Here is a 17236-nt window from a genome sequence, read left to right as displayed (position 1 = left end):
TCAGACAAGATTCCGTCGCTACAGCCTTCAGGCGGTCTTCAGCAGGTCCATGCTGAGAACGCCGTCACGCAGGAAAACCTGCACGGCTTTCTTATAAAAGTCACTGCCGATGTCTTCGCTGACGCGATAATTGCCTGCGACCGACAGCACCTCCGCCTCCAGACTGTGGCAGAAGATGCGGGCGTTGGCGTCACCGGAGAAACCGGCCAGCGCCCGGCCGCGCAGCGCGCCATAGACATGGATGTTGCCGTCGGCCAGCAGCTCCGCACCCGGAGAGACGGAGCTGGTGACGATCAGGTCGGTCTTCTCGGCATAGACCCGCATGCCGGAGCGCACCGGCTCGGTGACCACCACGGCGGGGCGGTGGACGACCTCGATCAGCACCTGCGGCGCCGGGATCGGGGTCTGCTGATCCTGCTGACGCGGGTCGGGGGCCTTGACCACCTCTTCCAGCTTGGCGGCGCGGCCCGACGGCATCGGCGTCAGCCCGACGGCCGCCGCTGCCTCGCGCACCGGCTGCGGCCCGCCCTGGAAGCCGACCGGCAGCAGATGCAGCGCCTGCACCTGCGCCACGAAGGCAGCCAGATCGAAGACGATGCTCTCCGGCAGATCGTCGAAGTCCAGCACGACCGGCGCGTTGCGGAAGAAGTTGGGCGCCTGGCGCACCTTGACGGACAGCTGGGTGAAGAAATCCGGCGATGTCGGGGCGAAAACCTTCAGCACCATCATGGTGAAGGAGTTGCCACGCAACTGGAACGGCACATCCCGTTCGGCGACCTGACTGGCGCTGCTCACCGTAGCCTTCCCGTTCGTTCCTGCCGCCCCGTGCCGTGCATCCGGTCCGCCCGTTTTCCCGGTTCCGCCTCAGGAACCGCCGTTGCGCAGCCCCGGCATCGAGCCAGCCAATCAGCGCCTTCTAGCCGTCCACACCGGTCGGATTCAAGAGTTTCCCCGCCCATGGGGGTGACAATCGCCAGCCTTGCCGGAAGCCCCGCCGCAAGCTGCGCCGCCCGACACCATGCCGCCGCCCGCCCTCCGGCAAGCAACCTCCCCGGCCATCGTCGGAAACGACGACCTGAGATCGCGGCCCACCCCTCGAAAGGACAGGCCTGGGTTGCATCATGACGTTCGATTTCCCCCGTGGCCGTCCATAGTAATGAAAGCCCGCGGCAGCGGCAAAGCCTTTCGGACGCCTCAGCCGGAAGGCTAATCCGGCGACCGGTCCGGCTCGGCGGAAAGGGTTACCGAGCCCGTTCCGGCGGCATTCCTGCGGCACCCACACCACATCTGGTATGAATATTTTGCGTCGGCCGCAATTTTGCCTGACGCGCCGCGTTATGACCGGTACAGTCAGGTTGCGTGGCTTCCAACGACGACGAGGTTCTCTTGCACCTTGCTTCGCCCACAGAGCACCTTCCCCGTCGGCCCGCACCGGCATGTCCGGATCCGGCATGTATAGAGACAGCACGGCGCACGGCCGCAGCCCCCGGCGAAGCACTCATCAGCGCACATCCATGCGACCGGTCGAGCCTCCCCCCTGCGGGAGGTTTTTTTGTGCCCAGACGTCATGGTTCCGGATTCGGCGCCACCCCCACCATTCGAGGAGATGCGACATGGCCAAGCGTTCGAGCAAAGGCATCGCCGCGGCGGGCGACTCCACCGTCCACCCGCTTTTCCCCGTTATGACCGCCCCGGCCGCCTTCGGCTGGGATCCGCTCGGTGGGAGCGAGGATCGCCGCGACCAGAGCTATCTCCGCAAGGTAAAGCCGCAGAACCCGAACCAGAAGCTTCTGATGGACGCCATCAAGACGCACAATCTGGTGGTGGCGCTGGGGCCAGCCGGCACCGGCAAGACCTACATCGCCATCTCCTCGGCGGTGGAGGCACTGGAATCGGGCAGCGTCGACCGGATCGTCCTGTCTCGCCCGGCCATCGAGGCGGGAGAGAGCATCGGCTATCTGCCCGGCGACATGCACGAGAAGATGGCGCCGTTCCTGCGGCCGCTCTACGACGCGCTGACCGACCGGCTGGGGTCCAAGCGGCTGCGCGCCATGATGGCCGACGGCACCATCGAGATCGCCCCGGTCGGCTTCATGCGCGGCCGCACCCTGAACAACGCGTTCGTGGTGATCGACGAGGCGCAGAACTGCACCTATTCCCAGATCAAGATGCTGCTGACCCGGCTGGGCTGGCATTCCACCATGGTGCTGACCGGCGATCCGGACCAGACCGACCTTCTGGACAACCTGTCCGGACTGGCCGACATCGCCAACCGGCTGGAGGCGGTCGAGGGAATCGCCGTCGCCCGCCTGACCGAGAAGGACATCGTCCGCCATCCGCTGGTCGCCAGCATGCTGACGGTGCTCTGAACGGCATCACTCTCCGACAGGTTGCGCGGGAGGGGCGACCGCCGCTTCTCCCGCAGACTCCGGCAGCGACCTTCACCGGGCACACCCCACTATGGTTGCAATTATGACATTTCGTTGAACAAAACGTAGGATATACGAACAATATGGCTTGACCTTCGCCGCGGACAGGGGAAAAGTCCCGAAAATTTTAGGGACATCGCCGTTTCGTTGTCGAAGGGGGTTGCAGCCGTGACCGTTGCCTTGTTCGAACGCATCAGCATCAAGGGAAAGATCGCACTGATCCTGGCCGCTGCCGGCCTTGGGCTGTTGCTGGTCGCCGTGGTCAGCCTGATGAGCCTGCGCGCCGAGATGATGGCCGACCGCCAGGACAAGACCCGCAACGTCGTGGAGGTCGCCCACAGCCTGATCGCCCATTTCGAGGCGCAGGAGCGCGCCGGCACCCTGCCCCGGGCCCAGGCACAGGCGCAGGCCAAGTCGGCGCTGAAGGCCCTGAGACATGACGGCGAGGAGTATTTCTTCATCACCGACCTCGCCCCGCGCATGGTCATGCACCCGATCAAGCCCGAGCTCGACGGCACCGACGTGTCGCGCAACGCCGATCCCAACGGCAAGCTGCTGTTCCAGGAGTTCGTCCGGGTGGTGAAGGCCGACAGCGCCGGATTCGTCGATTACCTCTGGCCCAAGCCGGGATCGGCACAGCCGGTGGCGAAGCTGTCCTACGTCAAGGGCTTCGCTCCCTGGGGCTGGCTGATCGGGTCCGGCATCTATATTGACGACGTCGATGTCGCCTTCCGTCAGGCCGCGCTGCGGCTGGCCGGCACCGGGCTGCTGATCGGGCTGGCCGCCGTGCTGCTGGCGCTGCTGGTCAGCCGCGCCATCGTCCGGCCGCTGGACGGGCTGGGCCGGGTCATGCAGGACCTGGCCGGTGGCGACAGCGCCGTCGCCGTCCCCGGCCTGAGGCGCGGTGACGAGATCGGCGCCATGGCCCGCACCGTGGAGATCTTCCGCGTCCAGCAGATCGACCTCGCCCGCCATTGGAACCGGCAGAAGATCGAGCATCGGGTGACCGAGCAGCGCGCCCATGCGCTGAAGCGGCTGACCGACCGCTTCGACGCCACCATCGCCGAGACCATCCGCAGCGTCGGCACCGCCGTAGGCACGCTGGAGACCACCGCCCGGGCCCTGTCCGCCACCGCCGACCGCAACCGGCGCGAGGCGACCTCCGTCGCCAGCGCGTCCCAGCAGGCCTCCAGCAGCGTGCAGACGGTCGCCTCGGCGGCCGAGCAGCTGACCGGCTCCATCGCGGTGATCGGCGAGCAGGTGGTGACCTCGTCGGCCATTTCGACCCAGGCGGTCGAGGCCTCGCAGAAGGCGGGCGAGCGGATCGACGGGCTGGGCCATGCCGCCCAGAAGATCGGCGAGGTGGCCGACCTGATCGCCGGCATCGCCGCGCAGACCAACCTGCTGGCCTTGAACGCCACCATCGAGGCCGCCCGTGCCGGCGAGATGGGCAAGGGATTCGCCGTGGTGGCCGGCGAGGTGAAGACCCTGGCGAACCAGACCGCCAAGGCCACCGAGGAGATCGCCCGCCACATCGCCGAGGTGCAGGAGGCAACCCGCGCCGCGGTGGCGGCGATCCGCGAGATCGGCTCCATCGTCGCCCGCAGCGACGAGATCGGTACCTCGATCGCCGCCGCGGTCCAGCAGCAGGGCACCGCCACCGGCGAGATCGCCCGCAGCGCCGGGGAGGCCGCGGAGGGTACCCGTCAGGTCTCGACCAGCATCGACGCGGTGTCCGGCGCAGCACTGGAGACCGAACGCTCGGCCGACGCCCTGCTCGACGCCGCCGGGGGGCTGTCGCGGCAGGCGCAGGGGCTGCGCGGCATGGTCGATGCCTTCCTGGTCAATGTCGAAGCGATCAACGCCGCACCGCTCGCCGACCTGCACAACGCGCCATCGGCAGAAGCGGGCGTGTTCATGCCGTGGACCGACGCGCTGGCGGTCGGCGAAGACGCCATCGACACCGACCACATGATCCTGATCGCCCTGATGAATGAAGCGGCGGCGCTGGCCGAACACGCCAAGGCCGCCCCCCGCGGCGATGCTGCGGCCGGCCGCAAGGCCTTGGGCGAGGCCGTCAGCCGGCTGCTGGCCTACACCGATCTGCATTTCGCGCAGGAGGAACGGCTGATGGACCAGTGCGGCTATCCCGACGCCAAGGCCCACAAGACGCAGCACGAGGCGCTGCGTACCCGCGCCGGCGAACTGCGACGCCGCCTGGACGCCGGCGACTCCGTGGTCGACGAACTGCTGGCGCTGGTGCGCGAATGGCTGTTCGAGCATATCCAGCGCACCGACAAACGCATCGGCGAGCATCTGGCCGCCGGCGGACGCGTGCCGTCGGCCAAGGCTGCGTGAGGACGACCCGCAATCGTCCTGCGCGATGTCCTGCCCGGCGGTTGCACTCCTCTTGACCAGGACGGCGTGCGGCCCCATTCCTGACGGACCATGAAAACACGACTCCTGCGCATCGCCGCCGCCTCCGTCCTCGCCATCGCCGTGTCCGCCGGAATCGCCTGGTGGCAGGTGCGCAGCGCCGCCACCACGGTGGAAAGCGGCACCAAGTCCGCCGTACCCATCGGCGGTCCCTTCACGCTGACCGACCAGCTGGGCAAGACGGTCACCGACGCCGACTTCCGCGGCAAGTATATGCTGATCTATTTCGGCTATACCTATTGCCCCGACGTCTGCCCGACCGAACTGGGGGTGATGACCCAGGCGCTCGACCAGCTGGGGCCGAAAGCGGAGCAGGTCCGCCCGGTTTTCATCACGATCGACCCGGACCGCGACACTGTGGCGCACATGAAGGACTATGTGGCGCTGTTCCACCCCCGGATGGTCGGGCTGACCGGCACGGCGGAGCAGGTGCGGGACGCCGCGCGCGCCTATCGTGTTTATTATGCCAAGGCACCGCAAAAGGACGGAAAGCCGGACGAGTACCTGATGGATCACTCCAGCTTTATTTATCTGATGGGGCCGGACGGTAAATTCGTCGGGGTGTATCCGGGCGGCACCAGCGCCGACAAGATCGTGCAGGATCTCTCCGGACGCATCGCGGGCTGATCGGGGCGGACCGGGGGCGGACCGGGCGAAAAGCGGCGGAAAAACCCTGAAAAGCGGTCATACCACCGGGTTTTTTCGCATGCTGGAGCGGGACAACGCGCCGCAGCGCGGCAAAATCGGTGACTTTTCGGCTCTTTTCCATTCTTTTCAATGACTTACACCACAGGTTTTGCGACTTGACAGGGTAACGCCCCGCCCGTATGGTCTCGCCGCTTTCGCATGGCTGCGAGCCGAGAGTGATTGAGAGGCGGAATGTCCGACAAATCGCCCCCCGATCCCTTGGATGACCTCGAGGCCCGGTTGCGGAAGGCGCGTGAGGGACAGCGCGGCTGGTCAGGCGGACCCGGTAGCAAATACCACCGTCCGCCGCAGGGCGCTCTCGGCACCGCCTGGCGCATCGGGACGGAACTGGTCGCCGCCATGATCGTCGGCGTCGGCGGCGGGCTTCTGCTCGATCGCTGGCTCGGCACCGCGCCCTGGGGACTGATCGTCATGTTCTTCCTGGGGGCTGCGGCGGGAGTGCTGAACGTCTACCGGGCCGTCACCGGCTTCGGCATCGCCGCCGGCTACCGCCGGCCCCCTGGGGACGACAACGAGCGCCAAGACGGCGACGCACACTGAGCGAGGACGACCTTGGATCCGCTGCACCAGTTCCAAATCAATTCGTTGTTCCAGATCGTGCTCGGCGGCTACGACGTGTCCTTCACGAACTCGGCCTTGTTCATGGTCGTGGCCGTGGCGGCGATCTACGCCCTGCTGGTCATGGGCGTGGCGAACAAGTCGATGGTTCCGGGCCGCCTGCAGTCGCTGGCCGAGATGTTCTACGAGTTCGTCGCGAACCTGGTGCGCGACAACGCCGGCCACGACGCCAAGCCTTATTTCCCGTTCGTGTTCTCGATCTTCATGTTCGTGCTGATCGGCAACATGATCGGCATGATCCCGTACACCTTCACCTTCACCAGCCACATCATCGTGACCTTCGCGCTGGCGGCGACGGTGTTCGTGTTCGTGACCATCCTGGCCCTGCTGAAGCATGGCCTGCACTTCTTCTCCTTCTTCATGCCGCATGGCGCTCCGATCGCGCTCGCCCCGATCCTCATCCCGATCGAGGTGATCTCCTACGTGATGCGCCCCGTCAGCCTCTCGATCCGACTGTTCGCCAACATGATGGCCGGTCACACGATGCTGAAGGTCTTTGCCGGCTTCACGGTCATGATGATCAGCGGCATGGGCGCCCTGGGCTTCGTCACCGGCCTCGTCCCGCTGGCGATCAACGTCGCCCTGACCGGCTTCGAGTTCCTGGTGGCTTTCCTGCAAGCCTACGTCTTCTCGATCCTGACCTGCCTGTACATCCGCGACGCCCTGGAACTGCACTGAGCAGCGCCTGACGTTCGCCGGACCTTAGTTCACCAAACAGTTCCAACAAGTTCACCCTTACCTAGAGGAAGAGAGTACTATGGATCCTCAAGCCGCCAAGTTCATCGGTGCCGGTCTGGCCGTTATCGCCCTCGCCGGTGTCGGCCTGGGTATCGGCAACATCTTCTCGACCCTGATCGGCTCGATCGCCCGCAACCCGGCCGTCCAGCCGAAGGTCTTCCCGATCGGCATTCTGGGCTTCGCGCTGACGGAAGCCGTCGCGCTGTTCGCCCTGCTGATCGCCTTCCTGATCCTGTTCGCCTAAGGCCAGAGCGGCTTTCAAAAAAACAGCTCTGACGCGGCGCCGGGCTTCCTCACCGAAGTTTCGGCGCCGCTCCTTTGCCTAGGGGGACCGATCATGCCGAACCTGTTGGCCAAAGGCCGGCTGGCCCGCTGGTCGGGCGTGGCGGGCGCTTCGCTCGCTACCCTCACCACGATGGCCGGCACCGTCCTGGCGGCCGCGGCGGAGCACGCTCCGAACGCGGCGCACGGCGGCGAGCACGCTTCCGGCGGCCTGCCGCAGCTCAATCCCGCCAATTTCCCGACCCAGATCTTCTGGCTGGCTCTGACCTTCGGCGTTCTCTACTACCTCATGTCCAAGAAGGCGCTCCCGCGCGTGGCCGAGGTTCTGGAAGCGCGTCAGGAACGCATCTCGCGCGATCTGGCGAAGGCCGCCCAACTGAAGGAAGAGGCCGAGGCCATTCTGGCCCAGGTCGAGAAGTCCCTCGCCGGCGCCCGCGCCGAGGCCCAGGGCGTCATCGCCGAGGCCGCCGCCGGGATCGAGGCGAACAGCCAGGCCCGTCAGGCCCAGCTGAACGCCGACATCGCCGAACGCCTGCGCACCGCCGAGGCCTCGATCGCCACGGCGAAGGAGCAGGCCCTGGCCAACATCCGTGCCGAGTCGGTCGGTATCGTCCGCGACATCACCGGCCGCTTGGCCGGCGTCGACGTCGATCAGGCCCAGGCGGACGCCGCCGTCGCGGCCGTGCTTGAGGAGCGCCGGGGATGAACGCACCTGAATTCTGGGTCGCAATCGCCTTCGTCATCTTCGTCGCCCTGGTCTGGAAGAAGGCGTCTGCCGCCATCGGCACCGCACTTGACGGCCGCGCCGAGCGCATCCGTTCCGAACTGGACGAGGCCGAGCGCCTGCACAAGGATGCCCAGGCCCTGCTGAACGGCTATCAGGCCCGTCTTGCAGATGCCAAGAAGGACGCCGAGGCTTTCCTGGCTCACGCCCGCGAGGAAGCCGCCCGTCTGCAGGCCCAGGCCACCACCGACCTGGAAGCGTCGCTGAAGCGCCGCGAGGCCCAGGCCATGGACCGCATCGCCCAGGCGGAAGCCGCAGCGCTGGCCGAGGTCCGCAACCTGACGGTCGACGTCGCCATCGGCGCCAGCCGGCGCGTCCTGTCCGCTGGCCTTCCGGCGGCCCAGGCCGACAAGCTGATCGAGCAGTCGATCGGCGAGCTGCCGAAGCACCTGCACTGATCGGTCAGCCAACGCTGTTCAACCGCGACGATTGTTGTGGTCCGAACAACGGACTTTGGAGAAACCCCGGCCTTGGCGCCGGGGTTTTTCTTTGGTCGAATGGAACGGTCGGCCCCCGCCACGCATGACCCTCACCACCGCCCTCCCCCATCGTCCGGCCGGAGTTCCGTTCACCGATGTCCGACACCACTGCGTTTCCCTCCGTCTTCGTCTCCCACGGCGCCCCCACGCTGATTCTGGAGAACAGCGCCGGCCGCGACTTCCTTGCCGGTCTCGGCCGCAAGCTCGGCCGGCCAAGTGCGATCCTGGCGGTTTCCGCCCATTGGACCACCCGGGTGCCGGCGGTCAGCGGCGCCGCTGCACCGGAGACAGTCCATGATTTCTACGGCTTCCCCGACGCGCTCTACCGTATGCGCTACGCTGCGCCGGGCGCACCGGCACTGGCGGAGCGTGCGGCGCAACTGACCGGGGCGGTCGTCGATCCGTCGCAGGGGCTGGACCATGGCGCCTGGGTGCCGCTGATGCTGATGTATCCGGAGGCCGATATCCCGGTGGCTCAGTTCTCGGTGATGCCCTACCGTAGCGCGGCCGACCACATCGCGCTCGGCCGCCTGCTGGAGCCGCTGCGGCGCGAGGGCGTGCTGATCCTGGCCAGCGGCGGTGCGGTGCACAATCTGCGGGAGTTCCGCTTCGGCGGCAACAGCGCCGCTCCCTGGGCGACCGGCTTCGCCGGCTGGCTGGACAAGGCGCTGGAGGACGGCGACACGCAGGCGGTGGGCAATTGGCTGGAGGCCTGCCCGGACGCCCGTCGCGCCCACCCGACCGACGAGCATTTCCTGCCGCTGCCGGTGGCGCTGGGTGCCGCCGGTGCGCGGCCGAAGACGGAAAGGCTGCATGCCGGCTTCGAGCATGGCAGCCTGGGCATGCACGCCTACGCCTTCACCGCCCAGGATACCACGGGAGATACCGCCTGACCTTTGGCGGTACTCCGTCGCACACTTGTCTGTTTGCCTGGGGGGATAGCCAAGCTACAATCCGCGCGCGCGGCGACCGGCCCGCTAATCCCTGTCTCAATGGTTGTGGCCGGTCGGAAGCGAAAATCGTCAGGCACAGCGCGAGCGGGAGTCGGTGTGAAGCGGAACGGCATTCTGTCCCCAAGCGGCCGCCGGACCCGATTCCGCGACATGACCGTGTCGGCGCGGGTCGGCGCCGGTTTCGGCATTGCGCTTGGGCTGGTGGTCCTGCTGGCCCTGGTCGGGCTCGGCTGGTTCTACGCGGTGTCGCGCGACATCGGCGCCTTCTCCGGCCGCGCCGACCTGTCGCAGGCGGCGGCGGACGCCGATGTCAGCCTGCGCGACATGGAAGTCGCCGTGCGCGACCATCTGACCTACGGCGACGACCAGAGCCTGCTCGACGCTTCCTGGCGGCACGACACCCTGCGCGAACGGCTGGATGCGCTGTCGAAGGGCGTTGTGGAGAGTGCTGACCGCCAGGGCGTCGACAAGGCCCGCGCCTCGCTGGAGGATTATTGGGCGGCGGTTCAGAAGCTGATCGCTCTGCGCAGCGACCGCAATGGCCAGATGACCGGTGTGCTTGAGCCGCTGGTGGCCGAGACCCGCCGCAAGCTGGACCAGCTGAAGAATGCCGGCGGCGTCGATTCGACGGCGCTGGCCAGCGATGCCGCCATTGCCACCCTGCTGATGCAGGAGCATCTGACCCGCTACGTCGATCGCCGCGATCCGCAGGATGCCGAGGCGATGCGCAGCCAGCTGGCCGCCGCCCGCGACCGGTTGGCGGAAATGAACCGCTATCTCTGGGTGCCCGGCACCAAGCAGTCGATCGACGAGGTCGCTGCCCTGCTGGCGAAGGCGGGCGGCGTGCTATCGGCCATCGAAAGCTCGGTGGTCGAGGAAGACAATCTGCGTGCCGACGCGATGGCCGCCAACGCAGCCGGCATCGCCGCCAATCTGGGCGAGATCCGTCGCCGGGCGGAGGCCGGAACCCAGGCGCTGCGCGGCACGCTGACCAGCGGCCTGTCCGGCTACACCAGCGTGGCGCTGTGGATCGGCGGGCTGGTCCTGCTCGCCGGGCTCATCGCGCTGTGGCTGGTGCAGCGCAGCGTCACCGGTCCGGTGAGGACGATGGCGACCGCGGTGACGGCGCTGGCCGCCGGCCGCACCGACCTGACGCTGCCGGCGTTGTCCGGGCAGGACGAGATCGCCACCATGGCCCGCGCGCTGGATGTGCTGCGCGGCAACGCCGAGGACACCGAACGCGAGCGGCGCGAGGCGGAAATCGAGCACACCCGCCTGCTGCGCGAGAAGGCGCTGGCCGAGGCCGCCAGCCAGGCCAAGAGCGATTTCCTGGTCAATATGGGCCATGAGCTGCACGGTCCGCTGACCGAGATCGTCAATGCCAGCCAGACGCTGATGACCGACCTGCACCGGTTGGGCGTCGACGAACTGGCGACAGATGTCGAGCATATCCAGTGGACCGGCGAACAGCTGACCACCCTGGTTGACGCCATCCTCGACTATGCCAAGGTCGAGGCCGGGGCGATGGACGTGTGCCTGCAGGATTTCGACGTCAACCGGTTGCTGACCGAGGCGCGTGAGCGGTCGATGCCGGCCGCCGACCTTTATGGCAACACGCTGGAGCTTTCGGCCACGGGTGGGCTGGGCCAGATGCATTCGGACTTCACCAAGGTGCGGCAGACGCTGCTGAACCTGTTGGACAATGCCTGCAAGTTCACCCAGGACGGCACCGTCACCCTGTCGGCCGAGACGATGGAGCGCGACGGCGCCCGCTGGTACCGCTTCACCGTCGCCGACACCGGCCGCGGCTTTCCCACCGCCCAGACCGGCCGGCTGTTCCAGCCCTTCGTCCAGGGCGCCGGCAACGGGACCGTGGCGACCCGCGGCCAGGGCAAACCGCGCGGCGCCGGGCTTGGGCTGACGCTGGTCGGACATTACACCGCCATGCTGGGCGGTGACATCGAGGTGGCGAGCGAGCCCGGCCAGGGCACCCGCATCACCATCGCCCTGCCCGCCGTCTATGAACCGCCGGCGGAGGAGCGTCCGTTGCAGGTGGAAGCGGTCGGTACGTCCAGGCCACTGCTGCGCGTCGCGGCACTCAAGCCGGCCGGGCACCTCGCCGGCAGCGCGTCGATGACGCAAATCGGTCCTTGATCGGCCCTTAATCAGAGGAGCGCGGACGCGCCGTATCGTCCGGCGCGTCGCCGTCGTCCACCGGTTGGCCGTACTTCATCCGCCGCATCTTCTCCGCCACCCGCGCAATCTCCTCCGGCGGCAGGATCACCGGCTCGCCAAACTGCTGGGCATAGAGATACTGGCGGGCCAGCGTCTCGACCTCCACCGCCAGCGACAGGGCGGACTGTACGCTGCTGCCCAGCACGATCATGCCGTGATTGGCCAGCAGACAGGCCAGCCGCCCCTCCAGCGCCGCCAGGGCGTGGTCGGACAGTTCCTGCGTGCCGAAAGTGGCGTAGGGCGCGCAACGGATCGAGTCACCGCCGGCCAGAGCCACCATGTAATGGAAGGACGGAATGGGGCGGCCATGCACAGCAAGTGCGGTAGCGAAGGTCGGGTGGGCGTGGAGGACGACCGTCACGTCCGGCCTTGCCCGCAGGATATCGCGGTGGATGCGCCATTCCGATGACGGGCGGTGGTCGCCGAGATAGGTGCCGTCGAAACCCATCTCGACGATGTCGGCCGGGGTCATGGCGTCATAGGGCATGCTGGTCGGCGTGACCAGGAAACCGCCGTCGATCCGGTGCGACAGGTTCCCCGACATGCCCTGATTGATGCCCAGCCGGTTCATGGCGAGGCAGCCGTCGATGACGGCCTGGCGTTCGATGAGGTGCGAGGTCATGGCAGGCGCTTCCGGGGTGGCGGAAGCGCCAGGGGGCCACGGTGTGCGATAAGGGTCAAGGGGAACCGACGCGGACGATCAGACAGCCCCCTACTCCGCCGGAGTCCCGTGGTGAGGCCCATGGCGCACCTTTTCGCCAGTCACCTCCTCGACCCACAGCGAATGGTGCTCGCGCGCCCATTGCAGCTCGACCTGACCGTCGCCCATGGCGGCGAAGGCGCCTTCCATGCCGACGGAACCGATGTAGATGTGCGCCAGGATGATGGCGATCATGATCACGGCGATCGCGGCATGCGCCAGTTGGAAGAGTTGCAGTTCCTCCAGCGTGGCGAAGCTGAAGGGGAAGACCAGCTGGACGCCGGTGAAGCCCAGCGCCGCACCGCCGACCACGGTGGACCAGAAGATCACCTTCTGGCCGCCGTTGAACTTGTGCGCCGGCGGGTGGACGCCCCTGGAGAACAGGCCGCCCGCCTTCAGGAACCAGATCAGGTCGTGGCGCGACGGGATATTGTGCTTGGCCCACATGACGAAGATCAGCGCCACGCCCAGGATGAAGGCGAAGCCCAGGAAGTTATGCGCAAGCTTGCCGTAATAGCTGAGCGCGGCGAAGGGCTCCGGCCCGATCAGCGGCAGCAGCGTATGGCGGCCGTAGAGCAGGTTCAGGCCGGAAACCGCGAGCACGACGAAGCTGCCGGCGGTCATCCAATGGACGCCACGCTCGAAGGCGTTGAAGCGCTCGATGGTGCGGCCGGTCTTCTGGCCGTCGATGCGGATGCGCCCGCGCACCACGAAGAACAGCACCAGCAGAGCCAGGATGCCGCCCAGCACCCAGCTGCCATACTGGCTGAGCGGACCGTTGCGCACGGCGCGCCACGCCTCGCCTTCGGACTGGATCAGGACGCCGGCCTGCTTGTTGGGAATGGAGACGGTGCCCTGCTCGCCCAGGCGGATGCCGTGCCAGCTGTCGCCACGGCTCTGGCCCGGGATCTGGGTCGGCACCATCGGCCCGTCGCGGTCGACCTGCTGCTCCGCCACCGGCCCGCCGATGCGGACGCTTGACTGGGCGGCGGCCGGCAGCGCGGAGCCACCGGCAAGACCGATCCCGATCAGCAGGGCGGCGAGTGCCGCCTTGATGCGATGACCTTCCATCGGACGCTCCCTATCGCACACCCTGATAGGCGGTGCGCTGTTGCAGCGCCCGCACCTCGTCCGCGGTGCGCGGCGTGTCGGCCGCGCCCTGATAGACGCCCTTGTCCAGATGGACCGGACGCGGCGCCCCATCCTCCTGGCAACCCGCCAGCAGGATGACGGCGCCGAACGCCAGAACGGTCCGAATGACGGTCACCGCCACCGTCACAGCCCCTGCTTCTGAAGGGGCGGGCCGCCGGCAGGACCGCCGGTGCCCTGGAACAGCGAGCCGCCGGGCTGGCCGCGCTCCTGGCCCGACTTGGTCTGGTAGGCGGTGCCCCAGCCCCAGGCGCCGGACCCGAAACCACGGGCGGCGACGCGCTCGCGGTAGATGTCCGACACCTTGTCGGCATCGCCGGCCAGCAGCGCCTTGGTCGAGCACATCTCGGCGCAGAGCGGCAGCTTGCCTTCGGCCAGACGGTTGCGGCCGTACTTCTTGAACTCGGCCTCCGAATTGTCGGGCTCCGGACCGCCGGAGCAGAAGGTGCACTTGTCCATCTTGCCGCGCGTGCCGAAATTGCCGGCCTGCGGATACTGCGGCGCGCCGAACGGGCAGGCGTAGAAGCAGTAACCGCAGCCGATGCACAGGTCCTTGTTGTGCAGCACCACGCCTTCGTCGGTCTGATAGAAGCAGTCGACCGGGCAGACCGCCTTGCAGGGCGCGTCGGAGCAATGCATGCAGGCGACCGAGATGGTCCGCTCCCCCGGCTTGCCGTCGTTGATGGTCACGACGCGGCGGCGGTTGATGCCCCAGGGGATCTCATGCTCGTTCTTGCAGGCGGTGACGCAGGCGTTGCACTCGATGCAGCGTTCGGCGTCGCACAGGAATTTCATCCGGGCCATGGTTCAAACTCCCGCGCGTCAGGCCGCCTGGATGCGGCAAAGGGTGGTCTTGGTTTCCTGCATCTGGGTCACCGAGTCGTAGCCGTAGGTGGTCGCCGTGTTGGCGGCCTCGCCCAGCACGATCGGGTCGGCCCCGGCCGGGTATTTCGAGCGCAGATCCTGCCCCTGATACACGCCGCCGAAATGGAAGGGCATGAAGGCAACGCCGCGGCCGACACGCTCGGTCACCATCGCCTTGACCTTCACCTTGCCCTTTTCCGGGCCTTCGACCCAGACCAGCTGGCCGTCCTTGACGCCGGCATTGTTGGCGTCGAACGGGTTGATCTCGACGAACATGTCCTGCTGCAACTCGGCCAGCCAGGGGTTCGACCGCGTCTCGTCGCCGCCGCCCTCATATTCGACCAGACGGCCGGAGGTGAGGATGATCGGGTATTCCTTCGACACGTCGCGGTCCTGGATGGACTTGTAGAGCGTCGGCACGCGCCAGGACTTGGTGTCCTTGTAGGTCGGATAGCTGGCCACCAGATCGCGGCGCGGGGTGTAGAGCGGCTCGCGGTGGATCGGAACCGGGTCCGGGAAGTTCCAGGCGACGCAACGGGCCTTGGCGTTGCCCGGCGGGTTCAGGCCGTGCTTGATCGCCACGCGCTGGATGCCGCCCGACAGGTCGGTGGTCCAGGACACCGCACCGATCTTGTCACCGCCGATCTTCTGGATGACCGCCAGTTCCTCCGGCGTCAGGTCGGCGTCGAAGCCCAGCTTCTGGAGCATCGCCATGGTGACTTCCGGATAGCCGTCCTTGATCTCCGACCCTTCCGGATAGGAGCCCTCGGCCAGCAGCGTCACGCCGTTGCGCTCAACCCCGAAGCGGGCGCGGAAGGCACCGCCGCCCTGGGCGACCGGCAGCGAGGTGTCGTAGAGGTTGGCGGAGCCCGGATGCTTCATCTCCGGCGTGCCCCAACAGGGCCAGGGCAGACCGAAGTAATCGCCGTCGCACGGGCCGCCGACGGCGCGCAGGGTCGTCTTGTCGAAGGTGGCCTGATGCTGCATGTGCAGCTTCAGACGCTCCGGCGACTGGCCGGTGTAGCCGACCGACCACATGCCGCGGTTCCATTCGCGGGTGATATCCTCGACCAGCGGCTCGTTGCCGTTGACCTTGATGTTCTTGCAGAGATCCGCCGCGAAGCCGAACTTCCTGGCGAAGAGATACATGATCTCGTGGTCGGTCTTCGCCTCGAACAGCGGCTCGACGATCTTGTCGCGCCATTGGACAGACCGGTTCGACGCGGTGGCGGAGCCGGAGGTCTCGAACTGGGTCGCCGCCGGCAGCAGATAGAAGTCGTTCTTGCGGTCGGGCAGCACCGCGGTCATCGTCGGATAGGGATCGACGACGACCAGCAGCTCCAGCTTCTCCATCGCCTTCTTCATGTCGGGCAGACGGACCTGGCTGTTCGGCGCGTGGCCCCAGAAGACCATGCCCTTGACCGGGTTCGGCTGGTCCAGATTCTCCTTGGCTTCCAGCACGCCATCGAACCAGCGCGACACCGGGATGCCGGTGCTCTCCATCAGCGCTTTCGACCCGAAGCGCTTCTGGAGGCCATCATAGGGGAGATCCCAGACGCGCGCCCAGTGGCGCCACGCGCCCTCCGCCAGACCGTAATAGCCGGGCAGGCTGTCCGAGGTGACGCCGAAGTCGGTCGCACCCTGCACATTGTCGTGGCCGCGGAAGATGTTGGTGCCGCCGCCCGACACGCCGACATTGCCCAGCGCCAGCTGGAGCACGCAATAGGCGCGGGTGTTGTTGTTGCCGATGTGGTGCTGGGTGCCGCCCATGCACCAGACCAGCGTGCCCGGCCGGTTGGAGGCCAGCGTGCGGGCGACGCGGTGCAGCTGCGAACCCGGAACGCCGGTGACACGCTCCACCTCTTCCGGCGTCCATTTGGCGACCTCGGCGCGGATGTCGTCGAAGCCGTAGACGCGCCGGGCGATATAGTCCTTGTCCTCCCAGCCGTTCTGGAGGATGTGCCAGAGGATGCCCCAGACCAGCGCCACATCGGTGCCGGGACGGAAGCGGATATATTCGTTGGCGTGGGCGGCGGTGCGGGTGAAGCGCGGATCGGCGACGATCAGCGGAGCGGCGTTCTGCTCCTTCGCCTTCAGCACATGCATCATGGCGACGGGATGCGCCTCGGCGGCGTTGGAGCCGATGAAGAACAGCGCCCGCGACTTCTGGATGTCGTTGTAGCTGTTCGTCATGGCGCCGTAGCCCCAGACGTTGGCCACGCCGGCCACGGTGGTGGAGTGGCAGATGCGCGCCTGATGGTCGACGTTGTTGGTGCCCCACAGCGCGGCGAATTTGCGGAACAGATAGGCCTGCTCGTTGCTGTGCTTGGCCGAGCCGAGCCAGAACACCGAATCCGGGCCGGACTGCTCGCGGATCGCCAGCAGCTTGGAACCGACCTCCTCGATCGCCTGATCCCAGCTGATCCGGGTCCACTTGCCGTCTACCATCTTCATCGGATAGCGCAGGCGGCGTTCGCCATGGGCGTGTTCGCGCACCGAAGCGCCCTTGGCGCAGTGCGAACCCAGGTTGATCGGGCTGTCGAAGCCGGGCTCCTGCCCGATCCAGACGCCGTTCTGCACCTCGGCCACCACGGTGCAGCCGACCGAGCAGTGGGTGCAGACCGACTTGACCTGCTTCACCGGCGCGCCGGCGACGGCGGCCGCGGTGGCGGCGTCGGCCTTCTTCACCATGCCGAAGGGCATGGCGGAGGCCAGCGCGGCGCCGCCGGCGGCAATGCCGGAGGTGCGCAGGAAGGCGCGGCGGTCGACAGTGACGCCGGTGGATGATGCCAGCGTCTGGGTCAGGGTGCGGGCGAGACGGCGGCCGCCGGAGGTGGCCGAGCTTTTCTTGATGAGCATCG

General features: G+C 67.3%; 16 protein-coding genes. 10 read left to right on the top strand and 6 right to left on the bottom strand.

Annotation, left to right across the window (positions count from 1 at the left end):
* Nucleotides 1-27 precede the first annotated feature (27 nt).
* A complete protein-coding gene (gene minC / locus E6C72_RS07725) occupies nt 28-795 on the bottom strand; it encodes a septum site-determining protein MinC (protein ID WP_109087206.1) in 768 nt (255 codons plus the stop codon).
* A gap of 818 nt (nt 796-1613) precedes the next feature.
* Here minC and E6C72_RS07720 point away from each other — a divergent pair.
* The 10 genes from E6C72_RS07720 to E6C72_RS07675 all read left to right on the top strand — a co-directional run bounded on the left by E6C72_RS07720 (nt 1614) and on the right by E6C72_RS07675 (nt 11581).
* Nucleotides 1614-2369: a PhoH family protein gene (locus tag E6C72_RS07720; protein WP_109087207.1), complete on the top strand. Its 756-nt coding sequence runs from the start codon at nt 1614-1616 to the stop codon at nt 2367-2369.
* Between the two features lie 228 nt (nt 2370-2597).
* Nucleotides 2598-4787, top strand: a complete 2190-nt coding sequence (locus tag E6C72_RS07715; RefSeq protein ID WP_109087208.1) for a bacteriohemerythrin — start codon at nt 2598-2600, stop codon at nt 4785-4787.
* Between the two features lie 90 nt (nt 4788-4877).
* Nucleotides 4878-5492 (top strand): SCO family protein, encoded by a 615-nt coding sequence (locus E6C72_RS07710; protein WP_109087209.1) that lies wholly within the window; start codon nt 4878-4880, stop codon nt 5490-5492.
* Between the two features lie 252 nt (nt 5493-5744).
* Entirely contained in the window at nt 5745-6113 is a 369-nt protein-coding gene (locus tag E6C72_RS07705; RefSeq protein WP_109087210.1) for an AtpZ/AtpI family protein, read from the top strand.
* A 12-nt stretch (nt 6114-6125) separates the two neighbouring features.
* On the top strand, nt 6126-6869 hold the full coding sequence (locus E6C72_RS07700) for a F0F1 ATP synthase subunit A (protein WP_109087211.1): 744 nt from the start codon (nt 6126-6128) through the stop codon (nt 6867-6869).
* 79 nt (nt 6870-6948) lie between these two features.
* Nucleotides 6949-7173 (top strand): ATP synthase subunit C family protein, encoded by a 225-nt coding sequence (locus tag E6C72_RS07695; RefSeq protein ID WP_012973363.1) that lies wholly within the window; start codon nt 6949-6951, stop codon nt 7171-7173.
* A gap of 93 nt (nt 7174-7266) precedes the next feature.
* Entirely contained in the window at nt 7267-7917 is a 651-nt protein-coding gene (locus E6C72_RS07690; protein ID WP_109087212.1) for an ATPase, read from the top strand.
* Nucleotides 7914-8393 (top strand): F0F1 ATP synthase subunit B, encoded by a 480-nt coding sequence (locus E6C72_RS07685; protein WP_109087213.1) that lies wholly within the window; start codon nt 7914-7916, stop codon nt 8391-8393. The genes E6C72_RS07690 and E6C72_RS07685 overlap by 4 nt, the downstream gene beginning before the upstream one ends.
* 176 nt (nt 8394-8569) lie before the next feature.
* Entirely contained in the window at nt 8570-9367 is a 798-nt protein-coding gene (locus E6C72_RS07680) for a class III extradiol ring-cleavage dioxygenase (RefSeq protein WP_109087214.1), read from the top strand.
* A 210-nt stretch (nt 9368-9577) separates the two neighbouring features.
* Complete coding sequence (locus tag E6C72_RS07675) at nt 9578-11581, top strand: HAMP domain-containing sensor histidine kinase (protein ID WP_247875865.1); 2004 nt, start codon at nt 9578-9580, stop codon at nt 11579-11581.
* Nucleotides 11582-11588: 7 nt separating this feature from the next.
* On the opposite strand, the gene E6C72_RS07670 is transcribed toward E6C72_RS07675, so the two are convergent.
* The 5 genes from E6C72_RS07670 to E6C72_RS07650 all read right to left on the bottom strand — a co-directional run bounded on the left by E6C72_RS07670 (nt 11589) and on the right by E6C72_RS07650 (nt 17234).
* Nucleotides 11589-12284 carry a class II aldolase/adducin family protein gene (locus E6C72_RS07670; RefSeq protein ID WP_109087216.1) on the bottom strand — a complete coding sequence of 232 codons (696 nt, stop codon included), beginning with the start codon at nt 12282-12284 and terminating at the stop codon, nt 11589-11591.
* Nucleotides 12285-12374: 90 nt separating this feature from the next.
* Nucleotides 12375-13433 carry a formate dehydrogenase subunit gamma gene (locus tag E6C72_RS07665; protein WP_109087217.1) on the bottom strand — a complete coding sequence of 353 codons (1059 nt, stop codon included), beginning with the start codon at nt 13431-13433 and terminating at the stop codon, nt 12375-12377.
* Nucleotides 13434-13443: 10 nt separating this feature from the next.
* Nucleotides 13444-13629, bottom strand: a complete 186-nt coding sequence (locus E6C72_RS07660; protein ID WP_136700695.1) for a hypothetical protein — start codon at nt 13627-13629, stop codon at nt 13444-13446.
* Between the two features lie 8 nt (nt 13630-13637).
* A complete protein-coding gene (gene fdh3B / locus E6C72_RS07655; protein WP_109087219.1) occupies nt 13638-14315 on the bottom strand; it encodes a formate dehydrogenase FDH3 subunit beta in 678 nt (225 codons plus the stop codon).
* Nucleotides 14316-14333: 18 nt separating this feature from the next.
* Nucleotides 14334-17234: a formate dehydrogenase subunit alpha gene (locus E6C72_RS07650; RefSeq protein WP_109087220.1), complete on the bottom strand. Its 2901-nt coding sequence runs from the start codon at nt 17232-17234 to the stop codon at nt 14334-14336.
* Nucleotides 17235-17236: the final 2 nt, after the last annotated feature.

It is taken from the genome of Azospirillum sp. TSH100, assembly GCF_004923295.1.
Taxonomy (GTDB): domain Bacteria; phylum Pseudomonadota; class Alphaproteobacteria; order Azospirillales; family Azospirillaceae; genus Azospirillum.
Note: the sequence above shows the minus strand (reverse complement) of the source record. Positions and strands in the feature narration are given on the sequence as shown.